Raw genomic sequence first — 14,006 nt, 5'->3', positions numbered from 1 at the left:
CGGGTGCCCCTTTCTGACTCATTTCTTACTCTTTCACTAATGCACCGTTATAACCCAGTTGACGCCACGCCTCGTATACCACGACAGAAACTGCATTTGACAGGTTCATGCTTCGACTATTCGGTTGCATCGGAATCCTGATTTTTTGCTGTGCAGGCAACGCTTCCAAAATGCTGGCGGGTAAACCACGAGTTTCAGGGCCAAATAGCAAGAAATCGTTATCCTGATAATTAACTGCACTGTGAGCCGGAGTACCTTTAGTCGTCAGCGCAAACAGGCGGTCAGGCTTTTCGCTATCTAGAAATGCTTGATAGTCATGGTGGCGCTTGATGCTGGCAAATTCATGGTAATCAAGACCCGCACGGCGCAGCCGTTTGTCATCCCAGGTAAAACCCAGCGGTTCGATCAGATGGAGCTGACAGCCCGTATTGGCACACAGGCGGATGATATTACCGGTATTCGGTGGGATTTCGGGTTCAAATAAAACAATATTCAGCATATGCCCCCCAGTAAAGAGGGGCGCAGAATACCAGAAACTCAGGGTTGGTGCAGTGGACATCCGCGTAGTTAACCGTATTTAACTACTGCGAAGAATAAATAGACCGAGCAGATCTCAACCGTTTGCCAATGGATTATGCTTTCAACGGATGCAGAGGCAACCAGATCGTCAATCGTAACCCACCGAGTGGACTATCTTCTGCGCGAACCCAGCCACGATGCTGGCTAACCGCCGTTTCAACAATAGCCAAGCCCAAGCCGGTACCGCCTGACTCACGATCCCGAGCCTCGTCTGTACGATAAAAAGGCCGGAAAATCTGCTCACGATCTTCTGGGCTAACGCCTGGGCCATCGTCATCAACAGTAATGGTAATGCCTTGGTTATCTGCACTGAAAGCGACCGCAATATGATGATGAGAATAGCGCAGCGCATTACGGACGATATTTTCCAGCGCACTGTCCAGCGCTGCCGGATTACCAAACAACGTCCACTGGCCTGGTGGCGAGGTGATTTCTAGCGTTTTATCTACCTGTTCCGCTTCGAACTGTGCATTTTCCAGTACGTCAGACCAAAGTTCGTTTGCTTTAATCGGCTCGCGTAGCAGTTCGTTTTTATGCTGACTACGAGAAAGCACCAGCAGGTCATTGATCATACTGTCTAACCGATGAGCCTCCATTTCAATGCGTTCCAACTCTTTTCCTTCGCCATGACGGCGGCGCATCAGAGCCGTTGCCAATTGCAGTCGTGTAAGCGGAGTGCGTAACTCATGGGAAATATCGGAAATCAGCCGTTGCTGGGCTGCAACCATCCTTTCCAGTGCGCTGATCATCTGGTTAAAACTGGCACCGGTGGCCAGAAATTCCTGTGGACCAGATTCCAGCTCAGGATGTTGTTTAAGATTTCCTCGAGCCACATCGTCAGCAGCATTTTTCAATTTACGTGCAGGTTTAGCCAGGCTCCAGGCCAGCCACAGCAGTAGTGGGGCACTGATCAACATCGTGGCTATCAGCATTAGCAGTGGGCGGTCAAACATCAGGTTGATAAAGTCGGACTGTGGGCTGCTCGCCGGACGAATCAAATACAACTGATAGTTATCATCGCCATCACGAATAGAAAACGGGCCAACCATTTCGGCTCGGCCATACTTTTTCTTTTTTGGTTGATCGGCGTTGTCCGACTGACCGATAAAATTGCGCACGATCTGCATTTCGTGGCGCTCAGCACCAATCACCCGGCCTTCACTGGTAACCAGAACCAAATGTTGGCCAGGAGGAGCCCATTTCTCAATGGCGCGATACAAACGTCGCCACCACATTAAATCATTGGCAGGGTCACGAGCCAGTTCAGCCTCAATATGCTGCTCTAGCATGACTCCCTGACGCTGTTCATTATCCAATAGCGGCGTCAGTTGACGCGAATCAAGCTTAGGCACCATTAGCACCAGCATAAGCACCAGAGCGAGGGTGAACCAAAAAATAGCGAAAATTCGCGTCGTTAAACTGTTAATCATGTTTCCGATACCATCAGGTATCCGCGGCCGCGTAAAGTTTTGAACCACGATAGCCCGTCCCGACGCTCTGGCAACTTACGGCGCAGGTTGGAAATATGCATATCAATGGCGCGGTCAAATGGCGTTAGACGCTTCCCCAGAACTTCTTGGCTTAAATGTTCTCGCGAAACGACCTGCCCAAGATGCTGAGCTAACAGATAAAGCAGTGTAAATTCGGTGCCAGTCAAATCCAGTACCTGACCTTCAAAACTGGCTTCTTGCCGCCCCGGATTCAGTTGTAGGCAGTCAACCTCCAGCGTAGGGGCGCCTTGGTCAACATTTTGCTGCTGTTCGTTCCAGTTGGAACGACGTAAAATTGCTCGGATACGTGCCACTAACTCTCGGTCATTAAAGGGTTTGGCCAAATAGTCGTCAGCACCCAGTTCCAGGCCTAGCACGCGATCCAACTCGCTGCCTCTGGCCGTTAGCATAATCACCGGTGTTTGGTGATGTTGACGCAGTTCTTTCAGGGTTTCGATACCGTTTTTCCGCGGCATCATAATGTCTAGCAACAGCAGATCTATAGAGTTGTCGAGTAGGTTGAGCGCTTGTTCACCATCATAGGCAACAACAATATTAAAACCTTCCATTTCAAGTAATTCTTTCAATAGCGAAGTTAATTCGCGATCGTCATCAACCAGTAGAATTTTATGCATAGTTATTTCACCTCTGTCACGCAAAATACGTTAACAATTGCCGCGATTCCATGACTTTACCTAGATTTACATCCCCTGACCTCAGTTTTACATGCACTGACGCTAGTTTTCAGCCAGACCGATACACTGCTTAACATCGAATCGCATAGCACAGTGAACCCAGGAGTTAATCATGCGTAAAGTAACAACGTTAGTTATCGCGTCAATGTTGGCCTTCGGCTCTAATGCCGCATTTGCCGTTGATACTGTTGCAACTGGAGGCAACTGGTGTCACGACGGCGACAGCAACGGCAAAATGATGAAAGGCGGCCGCGGCCACCATAACATGTTTGACGGTTTAAACTTGACTGAGCAGCAACGACAACAAATGCGTGACCTAATGCGTCAGCATCGTGATACCCGTTCAGCAATAGATTTTGCTGACCGGGATGCAATGCACAAACTGGTTGCTACCGACAAATTTGATGAAGCTGCTGTCCGGGCTCAGGCTGAAAAAATGTCCAAATTGCAGGTTGATCGCCAGGTCGAAATGGCCAAAGTGCGCAACCAAATGTACAACTTGCTGACTCCTGAGCAAAAAACCAAATTGAACCAGTTGCATACGCAGCGTATGAGCCAAATGCAGCAAGCTCCTGTAACACCGCAACCTGCTTCTGCCCAGAAGTAAAGTACGACCCCAGTAATACCCTGTTTTCCTTGCCATAGACACCATCCCTGTCTTTTCGCCCTCCATGATGGAGGGCTTTTTTTTTATCTGTATCCGTTATACTAACAACCCTTTGTTTCTATATCGGAACGGATTATGGACCCGCAATACGCACGGTTGGTTAAAGCCGCGGCTTTGTCTGCTACCGTTTTAGCGTCAACTTTACTGCTGATTAAAATTTTTGCTTGGTGGCATACTGGCTCTGTCAGCGTATTAGCTGCATTGGTCGATTCTTTGGTCGATCTGGCCGCTTCTCTGACAAATCTCTTTGTCGTGCGTTATTCCCTGCAACCAGCAGATGAAGAACATACTTTTGGCCACGGTAAAGCCGAGTCTTTGGCCGCATTGGCACAAAGTATGTTTATTTCCGGCTCTGCATTATTCCTATTTTTAACCGGCTTCCAGCATCTGGCCTCGCCTGAACCATTACAAGATCCTAGTATAGGTATCAGTGTCACGTTAGTGGCATTATTCAGTACGCTGATATTAGTCACATTTCAACGCTGGGTGGTGCGTAAAACCCAAAGCCAGGCGATACGCGCCGACATGCTGCATTATCAATCAGATCTGATGATGAATGGTGCTATTCTTATTGCATTAGCTTTAAGTTGGTATGGTTTCCATCGCGCTGATGCGCTGTTTGCATTAGGTATTGGCGTGTATATTTTATACAGCGCATTGCGTATGGGCTATGAGGCGGTGCAGTCTTTGCTTGATCGCGCTCTGCCTGACGAAGAACGACAGGACATTATTGATATTGTGACGTCATGGCCTGGGGTGATTGGTGCTCATGACCTGCGAACCCGCCAATCCGGGCCGACGCGGTTTATTCAGCTTCATCTCGAGATGGAAGATCGGCTGCCATTAATGCAAGCGCATATTCTGGCGGAAGAAGTTGAACGTGCTTTACTGCACCGTTTTCCAGGGGCTGATGTGTTAATCCATCAGGATCCTTGTTCAGTGGTACCGAAAGCGCGTCATGCGCATTGGGAAATGTAATTTCACACCGTCTGATGAAATGATGTTACAGAAAGGCTGAAAAATTTACCGTAACTTCGTGTGACTTGAATCAATTCAGCATCGAATTTTTGCTATAGTATCCAATATTATGGTCGTAGCGTTGCTTTTATGTACGAGTATCAGACTCATGGCATAATCGGCTAATAAAGAGTTCTTAAAAAATCGCATATACAAGTTCAGAGGTAGTCATGGTCAAGAAAATCGGAGTACTAACAAGCGGCGGTGATGCGCCGGGTATGAACGCCGCTATTCGTGGTGTGGTTCGTGCCGCTTTATCGGCGGGGTTGGAGGTTTTTGGTATTGAAGATGGCTTCCTGGGCTTGTATGAAAACCGTATGAAGAAGTTGGACCGCTATAGTGTGTCCGATATGATTAACCGTGGTGGTACTTTCCTTGGTTCTGCGCGTTTTCCTGAATTCCGTGATCCGCAAAAGCGAGCCATTGCGATCAATAACCTGAAAGCTAATAATATTGATGCATTGGTCGTTATTGGTGGTGATGGTTCTTATGCCGGTGCAAACCTGCTGACGCTCGAAGCGGGCATCCGTTGTGTCGGTTTACCAGGCACAATCGATAACGATGTTGCCGGAACCGACTATACCATTGGTTTCTTTACCGCTCTGGATACGGTTGTAGAAGCGATTGACCGTTTACGTGATACTTCTTCTTCCCATCAACGTATCTCTATCGTTGAAGTGATGGGTCGTTATTGTGGTGACTTGACTCTGGCTGCGGCGATTGCCGGTGGCTGTGAGTTTATCGCTATTCCCGAAGTCGAGTTCAAGCGTGATGATTTAGTCGCTGAAATCAAGGCCGGTATTGCGAAAGGCAAAAAACACGCCATTGTCGCTATCACTGAGAAGCTTGATGATATTGATGAACTGGCTAGATATATCGAGAAAGAAACTGGCCGTGAAACCCGTGGTACGGTGTTAGGTCATATCCAACGTGGTGGAGCACCCGTCGCTTATGACCGAATTTTGGCTTCCCGTATGGGTGCCTATGCTGTTGAATTGTGCACTGATGATTCGGTAATTTGGGCACAGGGCGGGATTTGTGTCGGTATCCAAAACGAAAAAATGGTTCACGACTTTATCTCGGTGTGTATTGACCCGCAGAATAAGAAAAGTAAGTTTAAAGAAGATTGGTACGATACAGCGAAAAAACTGTTCTAACGTCCACTTCTTGCCTGAAAAAGCCTCCGTTCACATTTCCGGGGGCTTTTTGCATTTTAGGGTGGGTATATTTCAGAAAGATATAATAGCGCGTTTTTTATTCTTTAATCGCAGGCTCAGTTTCTGGCAGGCTTTATCGTATCCAACCTATTGAGGTTGATTATATAAATTCTGGGGAGCGATCAATGCGTAAATGGGGTATAGGTCTGACATTAATGCTGGTGACATCGGGCGTCCTGGCGAAAGATATTCAATTGCTGAATGTATCTTATGACCCAACGCGGGAATTCTACCAGGAATACAATCAGGCATTTAGTCAGCACTGGCAACAGCAAACTGGTGACAAAGTGACGGTACGCCAGTCGCACGGCGGTTCAGGAAAGCAGGCAACCTCAGTAATTAACGGTATTGAGGCTGATGTTGTGACGCTGGCGTTGGCTTATGACGTAGATGCTATTGCCGAACGTGGTCGTATTGATAAACACTGGATCAAGCGTCTGCCCGATAATTCCGCTCCTTATACTTCAACCATTGTATTTTTAGTGCGTAAAGGTAATCCCAAGCAGATTCACGATTGGTCAGATTTGGTAAAACCGGGTATTTCCGTCATTACGCCGAATCCCAAGACGTCAGGTGGTGCACGCTGGAATTATCTGGCTGCCTGGGGTTATGCCTTAGAGCACAATAATAATGATCAGGTGAAGGCACAGGATTTCGTCAAAAACCTGTATAAAAATGTGGAGGTGCTGGACTCTGGTGCGCGTGGCGCAACCAACACATTTGTAGAGCGTGGGATTGGAGATGTACTGATAGCTTGGGAGAATGAAGCTTTGTTGGCGGTGAATGAATTGGGGAAGGATCAGTTTGATATTATCACGCCAAGTGTGTCTATTCTGGCTGAGCCTACGGTGTCAGTGGTCGATAAAGTAGTCGATAAACGTGGTACCCGAGAAGTGGCCGATGCCTATCTAAAATATCTGTATTCACCCGTCGGTCAGACTATCGCGGCGAAGAACTTCTATCGCCCACGTGATACTGCGGTAGCCGCCAAATTCGCCAATGAATTCCCTAAACTGAAATTATTTACCATTGATGAAGTTTTTGGTGGTTGGACTAAAGCACAGCAGAAACATTTTTCTACGGGTGGCGTATTTGACCAAATCAACAAACGCTGATCATGTTGCTATTTAGGCCATAAAAAACCCCGTTGCCGGGGTTTTTGCGTGTTACGTATGAAACGTTAGTTACGCTTTTTTCGCTTTTGCAGCTGCTTTCACGATAACGGCAAAAGCATCGGCTTTCAGTGACGCGCCGCCAACCAATGCGCCATCAATATCTGGCTGTGTAAACAGTTCCGCAGCATTTTTATCGTTAACAGAACCGCCGTACTGAATAATGACTTGTTCAGCGATGGCAGCATCGTGCTTAGCGATATGACCACGAATAAATTTGTGAACGGCCTGAGCCTGTGCTGGAGTTGCTGATTTACCTGTACCAATAGCCCAGATAGGTTCGTAAGCGACAACTGCGCCTTCGAATGCTTGCGCGCCCAGTGTGTTCAGTACGGCATCCAGCTGTTTAGCGCAAACGGCTTCAGTCTGGCCGGCTTCATTTTCTGCATCAGATTCACCAATGCAAAGTACGGGAATCAAGCCTGCTTGTTTCAACATGCCAAATTTCTTCGCGATGAACTCATCACTTTCGTGGTGATAAGTACGACGCTCGGAGTGACCGATAATGATGTATTGAGCACCGATATCTTTCAGCATTTCTGCGGAAGTTTCACCGGTGAATGCGCCGGAAAGATTCACATCGACGTTTTGAGCACCCAGAGCAATACGGCTACCAGATAGAAGATGTTTGGCCTGATCCAGATAGATTGTCGGCGGAGCAATGGCAATGCCACAACCGTCAACATTGCTCAGTTCTTTACGCAGGCCAGCGATCAGTTCGTTAACCATGTGAGTACTACCGTTCAGCTTCCAGTTACCCATAACTAATGGATGTCGCATGTTTCTTCCTCCAACTAGGGAACGCGAGGGTCAATAATAATGACTGCCAGAGCGGCAGTTTACCTGCCCAACAGTATAGAGATGATTATCGGTAATGGCTTTGCTTTTCGTCATTAATTACGCTTGAGATCAAGGTTCAGAAAGTGAAAGCTTAATCGGTTCAACGGCGAAAGTTAGCCCTTTTTCACCGTTATCTGCCACAACATAGCGAATTGCACCGACAGACTGAGTATAAAAATGGGAGCCTTTCCCTTTGTTCAATAACTTGAGCACATTATCGAGGCTTTGCTGCAATGATAGTGTGGTGTCAAATTGGCGCATCAATGCTGCCATATAGGCTACGGCAATGATTCTGGCGACCTTTTCTTCATCACCTTTAATCGGCAGATAGGTTATCTGCAAGGTTTTGATTTTCCCCGTGCCTTTCTCTAATGCTGTTGATGCATAAAGATTTTCATTTATCTTGCTGGCTGCACGGGTGAGATTGCTGCCTTCATCTTTGCTGTTGATGGCTCGGAACTCATTGATTGGCAACGTCGGATTGTCCTGGTTATAGCTTTCGCGAAATTTAACCAGCGTTAAATCAAAACTGGGTGCACCGGAAAGTAGGTAGGGTGCCGTCAGTTGGTTATTGGGTGTTGGAGCACCGCTCGCATCCGTCGAGCCAGCATGAGCTGTGCGGCTAACCGTGGCCATTAGCAATAATATGGCGAGTACAGCGGTTATGGTATTTCTCATGACTTACGCCGTAGTTTAGGGAGTGTATAGAGAATTAAAACGGTAATCGGTAGTGCTTGTCAAAAATCCCCGCAAAGATTATTCGTTAACCTCGACGTTAGGGTACACTTTGCCGCAATAATTTCGATGAAATGGAATGAATCCCTATGACCATTCAGCAATGGTGTTTTTCGTTTAAAGGCCGTATTGGGCGTCGTGATTTCTGGATTTGGATCGGCCTATGGCTATTGGCGATGTCGATAATTTTTACACTAGCGGGACAAAACTGGTTGCCGATGCAAACTGCCGCATTTGCCATTGTGTTTCTGCTGTGGCCGACAGCTGCGGTTGTGGTGAAGCGTCTGCACGATCGTAATAAAGCCGGTTGGTGGGCTTTGTTGATGGTGTTAGCCTGGATGCTTATGGCCGGTAACTGGCAAATGCTGGCACCCCTTTGGCAATGGGGTGTGGGACGTTTTATTCCTACGTTGATTATTGTAATGATGCTAATTGATTGCGGTGCATTTCTAGGGACGGAAGGCGATAACCGCTTTGGCTCGGAACCCGATCAGGTAATATTTTGGGCTGACAAAGCGAAATAATCTTGTGAAAAAATAAGAATAGGGCGCAGGCCACGCCCTTTTTTACGCTGGTATCCAGCGGTGACAGAATATTTACCAGTAATGCTCGCTGGTAATATGGCCCGGTTTACGGCGCAGATGTTTCTTCATTTGCCGCTGATCTTTTAGAGTTTGTTGGGTATCACGAACCATCTGCGGATTACCACACAGCATGACGTGATCCCGCTCGCCATCAATTTTCAAGCCAACCGCAGCTTCTAACAAGCCATTTTCAATCAGTGCCGGAACGCGACCAGTCAAGGATCCCGGCGCTTCTTCGCGGCTGACGACAGTCTGAATTCGTAGCTTGCCATTGTATCGTTGTTCCAATTGCTGCATCAGCGGCAAATAGCTGAGATCGCGGGAGAAACGAGCCGCATGTACCAATACCAGATGTTTAAAACGCGCCAGATTACGGCCTTCCTGCAAGATAGATAAATAGGGGCCAATAGCAGTACCGGTCGCCAGCATCCATAAGGTATCGCAATCAGGAATCTCATCCAGAACGAAAAAGCCAGCCGCTTGTTTGGTCACCATAATTTCGGCCCCAACGGGTAACTGTTGTAAGCGGGGGCTGAGCTTTCCCTCCGGGACGTTAACCAGATAAAACTCAAGAGTGCCATCGCTGGGGGCATTGACATAGGAATAGGCGCGTTGCACTCGTTCACCATCGACATCCAGAGCCAGTTTGGCGAACTGACCGGCGGTAAAACTATCTACCGGAGCATCTAGACGCAGGCTGAATAAGGCATCAGTCCAATGTTGTACCTGTGTGATTTTACCACTGACCCATTCAGCCATAGCTTACAACTCCCGTTATTCTGATGTGTGCATGATGTAAATAGCGATAAGGGTATTTTATGGGATTTTGCGGAAATGCATTATCGATTAAATGTTATCAGCATGATAGATAAGCCATTGTCTTAATATGTAGTTAATAATGTACAGTTTGATTTACATAACTGGTAGTTTAGGCTGCCAAATGATTGGCAGGCAATATCTTGCTCTGATTAGCTATATGCCGTGGATTTGTTAGCTTATGCGAAATAAATAAGGTGTGCTGCTAGTTGCCAGTATCGCTGGCTAGAAATGCACGTATTACAAGCCAATCGATTATTTAAGATAATGAGAAAAATAGAAAATTTCCACCTGCTACTGATGTTAATCATCTTGGTTGCTGTCGGCCAGATGGCTCAGACTATTTATGTCCCGGTCATTGCTGATATTGCTAAAGACCTCGCTGTGCGTCCCGGTGCGGTGCAGCGAGTGATGGCGGCCTATTTATTGACCTACGGTGCATCACAACTGATTTATGGCCCACTGTCGGACCGCATTGGTCGTCGACCGGTCATTCTGGCCGGCATGACAATATTTATGCTCGGTGCATTGGGGGCTTTTCTGTCCAATAGTCTGGTGATGCTGGTTGCTGCCAGTGCTGTACAAGGTATGGGAACTGGCGTTGCCGGTGTTATGGCGCGAACCATGCCACGGGATTTGTACGCCGGTACCCTGCTGCGTTATGCCAATAGTATGTTGAATATGGGGATTCTGGTCAGCCCGCTTCTGGCTCCGGTTATTGGCGGCGTACTTGCCAGTTGGTTTGGCTGGCGTGCTTGTTACGCATTTCTTTTGATATTGTGCTGTGGCGTGGCTTTCTGCATGTTCCGCTGGTTGCCTGAGACCCGACCTCAGCAGGCCGAAAAACCCCGAATGCTGGCCAGTTTCCGCACTTTATTGTCGGATCGGGCATTTAGTTGTTATCTGGTGATGTTGATTGGGGCGCTAGCGGGGATTGCGGTGTTCGAAGCCAGTTCTGGCGTATTGATGGGTGGGGTGTTGGGATTGAACGGCATGACCGTCAGTATTTTGTTTATCTTGCCGATACCCGCGGCATTCTTTGGCGCATGGTACGCGGGGCGTGACGAACGTAGCTTCCACAATCTGATGTGGCATTCGGTGATTAGCTGTCTGGTGGCTGGGTTGATGATGTGGATTCCCGGGTGGTTTGGCATCATGAATATTTGGACGCTGATTGTACCAGCCGCTTTGTTCTTTTTTGGTGCTGGGATGTTGTTCCCATTGGCTACTACTGGCGCAATGGAGCCTTTCCCCTATTTGGCGGGTGCCGCAGGCGCGTTGGTCGGCGGCTTGCAGAATATCGGTTCAGGTTTGACAACCTGGCTGTCGGCGATGTTGCCGCAAACTGGACAATTCAGTCTTGGATTGCTGATGTTTGCAATGGCGTTGTTGATTTTATTGTGCTGGTGGCCGTTATCGGCTCGAATGCAGCAGCAAGAGAATAGGGTTTAACGCTCGGTGAGGTGAGTGAGTATAATTGTGGGTGCGCAACCAGAGCACCCACAATATCGATCAATTACAGCAGAAATTCGTGTAACGCAGCGTCTTTGCGATCGAGGAAATGCGTTGAGCGAATGCGGCGTATAGTGCGGGATTTCCCGCGAATCAGCAGCGTTTCAGTGGTCGCCATATTCCCTTTACGATAAATACCTTCCAGTAAATCACCTTTGGTAATACCCGTTGCTGAGAAAATCACGTTATCGTTACGCGCCATATCGTCTAGATGCAGCACCTTGCGTGCTTCAATTCCCATTTTCAGGCAACGTTCCAGCTCTTTTTCACCTAAGATGCGATTTTCTTCACTGTCACCTTTGACTTCATGACGAGGTAACAGTCGGCCTTGCATATCGCCGTCCAGTGCGCGAATGACTGCAGCGGAGATAACGCCTTCCGGTGCGCCGCCGATGCAGTACATGACGTCCACTTCACTCTCGGGCATACAGGTGAGAATCGAGGCGGCAACATCGCCATCGGGAATGGCAAAAACTTTCACTCCCATTTGCTGCATTTGAGCAATGACACCGTCATGGCGCGGTTTAGCCAGCGTGATGACAGTCAGTTCGGATAGCGGTTTATCCAGTTTGCGGGCAATGTTATTCAGATTCTCAGCCAACGGAAGATTAAGGTCGATAGCGCCTTTTGCTCCAGGGCCTACCACCAGCTTTTCCATATACATATCAGGAGCATGCAGGAAGGTACCTTTATCACCGACCGCCAGCACTGCTAGCGCATTGGATTGTCCCATTGCCGTCATGCGGGTGCCTTCAATAGGATCGACCGCAATATCGACGGCATCACCTTCTTTGGTGCCCACCTGTTCACCGATATACAGCATTGGTGCTTCATCAATCTCCCCTTCGCCAATGACGATTTGACCATCAATATTGACCTTGTTAAGCATGATGCGCATGGCCTGCACTGCGGCACCGTCAGCGGCATTTTTGTCACCTCGGCCTAACCATTTGTAGCCAGCGAGTGCTGCGGCTTCGGTTACGCGGGAGAATTCGATGGCTAATTCACGTTTCATGGGTCGACCTGTTAATTGCGAAAGGGAAAACGGATATAGGCCGGAATTCTATCACATTGAGGAATGGTGGCTGGAAAGAAAGGATAAAAGCGCGCTGCCAGGGGGAGCGGCAGCGCGTGATATTGAGATGATATTAGTCGTGTTCTTCCCAAGCTTGGGCACGAGCCACGGCTTTTTTCCAACCGCTGTAACGAACATGACGTTCGGTGGTTTCAATGCTTGGGCGGAATTCCCGCTCAATGGTCGCTTTGCTTTTCACTTCATCCAAGTCGTTCCAGAAACCGATCGCCAGACCAGCCAAGAAAGCGGCACCCAATGCGGTGCTTTCACGTACTGCTGGGCGCTCGACGCGGGTGCCTAAAATATCTGCCTGGAACTGCATCAGGAAGTTATTGGCTACTGCGCCACCATCAACACGTAAGGCTTGTAAGCGGGTATTGGCATCAGCCTGCATGGCATCCAGTACGTCGCGGGTTTGATAGGCAATCGATTCCAGCGTAGCGCGGATGATGTGATTGCTATTGGCTCCACGAGTCAGACCAAAAATGGCACCACGGGCATACGGATCCCAGTATGGTGCGCCTAAGCCAGTAAAGGCAGGAACCACATAGACACCGTTGCTGTCTTTGACTTTGGTGGCGAAGTATTCTGAGTCAGCAGCATCGCTAATCAGTTTTAATTCGTCACGCAGCCATTGAATGGACGCACCACCGATAAATACAGCACCTTCCAACGCGTAGTTCACTTCACCGCGTGGGCCGCAGGCAATGGTCGTCAACAGGCCATGATTGGAGCGTACGGCTTCTTTGCCGGTATTCATCAGCAGGAAACAGCCGGTGCCGTAGGTATTCTTCGCCATACCCGGTTGGACGCACAGTTGGCCATACAACGCGGCCTGCTGGTCACCAGCGATACCGGCGATAGGAATACGTGTGCCGCCCTTACCACCGATGTTGGTTTGCCCATAAACTTCTGACGATGAACGGACACTCGGCAGCATGGCGCGTGGAACATCCAGCGCTTCCAGCATACGATCGTCCCAATCCAGGGTGTGGATATTGAACATCATAGTACGGGATGCATTGGTGAAATCAGTGACGTGTACCCGTCCCTGGGTCATCTTCCATACCAACCATGTGTCCACTGTCCCGAATAGCAGCTCGCCACGCTTGGCTCGCTCACGCGCACCTTCAACGTGGTCAAGAATCCATTTGACCTTAGTGCCTGAGAAGTAAGGGTCAACAACCAGGCCAGTGTTGTGGCGGATATATTCTTCCAATCCGTCTTTCTTCAATTTTTCACAAATATCTGCGGTACGGCGACACTGCCAGACAATGGCATTGTAAATCGGCTTACCGGTTTCTTTTTCCCACACGATGGTGGTTTCACGCTGGTTAGTAATGCCGATACCGGCAATTTGATCGGAGTTGATATCCGCTTTTGCCAGCACTTCTACCAGAGTTGAACTTTGGGTGGCCCAGATTTCCATCGGGTCGTGTTCAACCCAGCCAGCTTTCGGGTAAATTTGGGTGAACTCACGTTGAGAAACGCTCACGATATTGGCGTCATGATCCAGTACTACCGCTCTGGAGCTGGTTGTTCCTTGGTCGAGAGCAACAATGTATTTTTTTTCAGTATTATTTTCTGTTGTCATAATAATAAGCCTG

General features: G+C 48.4%; 14 protein-coding genes. 6 read left to right on the top strand and 8 right to left on the bottom strand.

The features are described 5' to 3' along the window. Positions 1 to 25 precede the first annotated feature (25 nt). The 3 genes from trmL to cpxR form a co-directional block, all read right to left on the bottom strand. Positions 26 to 499: a tRNA (uridine(34)/cytosine(34)/5-carboxymethylaminomethyluridine(34)-2'-O)-methyltransferase TrmL gene (trmL, locus tag DJ39_RS01980; RefSeq protein ID WP_004719565.1), complete on the bottom strand. Its 474-nt coding sequence runs from the start codon at positions 497 to 499 to the stop codon at positions 26 to 28. Positions 500 to 632: 133 nt separating this feature from the next. After that, a complete protein-coding gene (gene cpxA, locus DJ39_RS01975) occupies positions 633 to 2,009 on the bottom strand; it encodes an envelope stress sensor histidine kinase CpxA (protein WP_038244702.1) in 1,377 nt (458 codons plus the stop codon). Then, positions 2,006 to 2,704, bottom strand: a complete 699-nt coding sequence (cpxR, locus tag DJ39_RS01970) for an envelope stress response regulator transcription factor CpxR (RefSeq protein WP_004719562.1) — start codon at positions 2,702 to 2,704, stop codon at positions 2,006 to 2,008. Before cpxR ends, cpxA begins: the two co-directional genes overlap by 4 nt. Before the next feature lie 172 nt (positions 2,705 to 2,876). On the opposite strand from cpxR, the gene cpxP reads away from it, so the two are divergent. The 4 genes from cpxP to DJ39_RS01950 all read left to right on the top strand — a co-directional run bounded on the left by cpxP (position 2,877) and on the right by DJ39_RS01950 (position 6,780). Then, on the top strand, positions 2,877 to 3,371 hold the full coding sequence (gene cpxP / locus DJ39_RS01965; protein WP_004719560.1) for a cell-envelope stress modulator CpxP: 495 nt from the start codon (positions 2,877 to 2,879) through the stop codon (positions 3,369 to 3,371). Between the two features lie 135 nt (positions 3,372 to 3,506). After that, complete coding sequence (gene fieF, locus DJ39_RS01960) at positions 3,507 to 4,409, top strand: CDF family cation-efflux transporter FieF (protein ID WP_004719559.1); 903 nt, start codon at positions 3,507 to 3,509, stop codon at positions 4,407 to 4,409. A 209-nt stretch (positions 4,410 to 4,618) separates the two neighbouring features. Then, positions 4,619 to 5,605 carry a 6-phosphofructokinase gene (gene pfkA / locus DJ39_RS01955; protein ID WP_004719556.1) on the top strand — a complete coding sequence of 329 codons (987 nt, stop codon included), beginning with the start codon at positions 4,619 to 4,621 and terminating at the stop codon, positions 5,603 to 5,605. A 185-nt stretch (positions 5,606 to 5,790) separates the two neighbouring features. Beyond that, a complete protein-coding gene (locus tag DJ39_RS01950; protein ID WP_004719555.1) occupies positions 5,791 to 6,780 on the top strand; it encodes a sulfate ABC transporter substrate-binding protein in 990 nt (329 codons plus the stop codon). A 69-nt stretch (positions 6,781 to 6,849) separates the two neighbouring features. Here DJ39_RS01950 and tpiA read toward each other — a convergent pair whose 3' ends face one another. Together tpiA and DJ39_RS01940 are read right to left on the bottom strand one after the other, a co-directional pair. Continuing rightward, on the bottom strand, positions 6,850 to 7,617 hold the full coding sequence (tpiA, locus tag DJ39_RS01945) for a triose-phosphate isomerase (protein WP_038244698.1): 768 nt from the start codon (positions 7,615 to 7,617) through the stop codon (positions 6,850 to 6,852). A 129-nt stretch (positions 7,618 to 7,746) separates the two neighbouring features. Further along, the gene (locus DJ39_RS01940; RefSeq protein ID WP_038251122.1) at positions 7,747 to 8,355 is read right to left on the bottom strand and encodes a DUF1454 family protein; all 609 of its coding nucleotides are present in this window, start codon (positions 8,353 to 8,355) and stop codon (positions 7,747 to 7,749) included. A gap of 146 nt (positions 8,356 to 8,501) precedes the next feature. Between DJ39_RS01940 and DJ39_RS01935 the strand changes: the two genes are divergently transcribed. After that, complete coding sequence (locus DJ39_RS01935; protein WP_004719548.1) at positions 8,502 to 8,936, top strand: DUF805 domain-containing protein; 435 nt, start codon at positions 8,502 to 8,504, stop codon at positions 8,934 to 8,936. Between the two features lie 72 nt (positions 8,937 to 9,008). Here DJ39_RS01935 and fpr read toward each other — a convergent pair whose 3' ends face one another. Next, on the bottom strand, positions 9,009 to 9,755 hold the full coding sequence (gene fpr, locus DJ39_RS01930) for a ferredoxin--NADP(+) reductase (protein WP_004719546.1): 747 nt from the start codon (positions 9,753 to 9,755) through the stop codon (positions 9,009 to 9,011). A gap of 324 nt (positions 9,756 to 10,079) precedes the next feature. Here fpr and emrD point away from each other — a divergent pair, with 324 nt between their 5' ends. Beyond that, a complete protein-coding gene (gene emrD / locus DJ39_RS01925; protein ID WP_038244803.1) occupies positions 10,080 to 11,264 on the top strand; it encodes a multidrug efflux MFS transporter EmrD in 1,185 nt (394 codons plus the stop codon). Positions 11,265 to 11,328: 64 nt separating this feature from the next. Here emrD and glpX read toward each other — a convergent pair whose 3' ends face one another. Then, positions 11,329 to 12,339 (bottom strand): class II fructose-bisphosphatase, encoded by a 1,011-nt coding sequence (glpX, locus tag DJ39_RS01920; protein ID WP_004719542.1) that lies wholly within the window; start codon positions 12,337 to 12,339, stop codon positions 11,329 to 11,331. Positions 12,340 to 12,472: 133 nt separating this feature from the next. Continuing rightward, positions 12,473 to 13,993 carry a glycerol kinase GlpK gene (gene glpK / locus DJ39_RS01915; protein ID WP_004719540.1) on the bottom strand — a complete coding sequence of 507 codons (1,521 nt, stop codon included), beginning with the start codon at positions 13,991 to 13,993 and terminating at the stop codon, positions 12,473 to 12,475. Positions 13,994 to 14,006 lie beyond the last annotated feature (13 nt).

Source organism: Yersinia ruckeri ATCC 29473, assembly GCF_000754815.1.
GTDB classification, from domain to species: Bacteria; Pseudomonadota; Gammaproteobacteria; order Enterobacterales; family Enterobacteriaceae; genus Yersinia; species Yersinia ruckeri.
Note: the sequence above shows the minus strand (reverse complement) of the source record. Positions and strands in the feature narration are given on the sequence as shown.

Bases quoted from the DNA above. Each gene is read 5' to 3' on its own strand.
- trmL (WP_004719565.1), bottom strand. From the start codon at position 499: ATGCTGAATATTGTTTTATTTGAACCCGAAATCCCACCGAATACCGGT.
- cpxA (WP_038244702.1), bottom strand. From the start codon at position 2,009: ATGATTAACAGTTTAACGACGCGAATTTTCGCTATTTTTTGGTTCACC.
- cpxR (WP_004719562.1), bottom strand. From the start codon at position 2,704: ATGCATAAAATTCTACTGGTTGATGACGATCGCGAATTAACTTCGCTA.
- cpxP (WP_004719560.1), top strand. From the start codon at position 2,877: ATGCGTAAAGTAACAACGTTAGTTATCGCGTCAATGTTGGCCTTCGGC.
- fieF (WP_004719559.1), top strand. From the start codon at position 3,507: ATGGACCCGCAATACGCACGGTTGGTTAAAGCCGCGGCTTTGTCTGCT.
- pfkA (WP_004719556.1), top strand. From the start codon at position 4,619: ATGGTCAAGAAAATCGGAGTACTAACAAGCGGCGGTGATGCGCCGGGT.
- DJ39_RS01950 (WP_004719555.1), top strand. From the start codon at position 5,791: ATGCGTAAATGGGGTATAGGTCTGACATTAATGCTGGTGACATCGGGC.
- tpiA (WP_038244698.1), bottom strand. From the start codon at position 7,617: ATGCGACATCCATTAGTTATGGGTAACTGGAAGCTGAACGGTAGTACT.
- DJ39_RS01940 (WP_038251122.1), bottom strand. From the start codon at position 8,355: ATGAGAAATACCATAACCGCTGTACTCGCCATATTATTGCTAATGGCC.
- DJ39_RS01935 (WP_004719548.1), top strand. From the start codon at position 8,502: ATGACCATTCAGCAATGGTGTTTTTCGTTTAAAGGCCGTATTGGGCGT.
- fpr (WP_004719546.1), bottom strand. From the start codon at position 9,755: ATGGCTGAATGGGTCAGTGGTAAAATCACACAGGTACAACATTGGACT.
- emrD (WP_038244803.1), top strand. From the start codon at position 10,080: ATGAGAAAAATAGAAAATTTCCACCTGCTACTGATGTTAATCATCTTG.
- glpX (WP_004719542.1), bottom strand. From the start codon at position 12,339: ATGAAACGTGAATTAGCCATCGAATTCTCCCGCGTAACCGAAGCCGCA.
- glpK (WP_004719540.1), bottom strand. From the start codon at position 13,993: ATGACAACAGAAAATAATACTGAAAAAAAATACATTGTTGCTCTCGAC.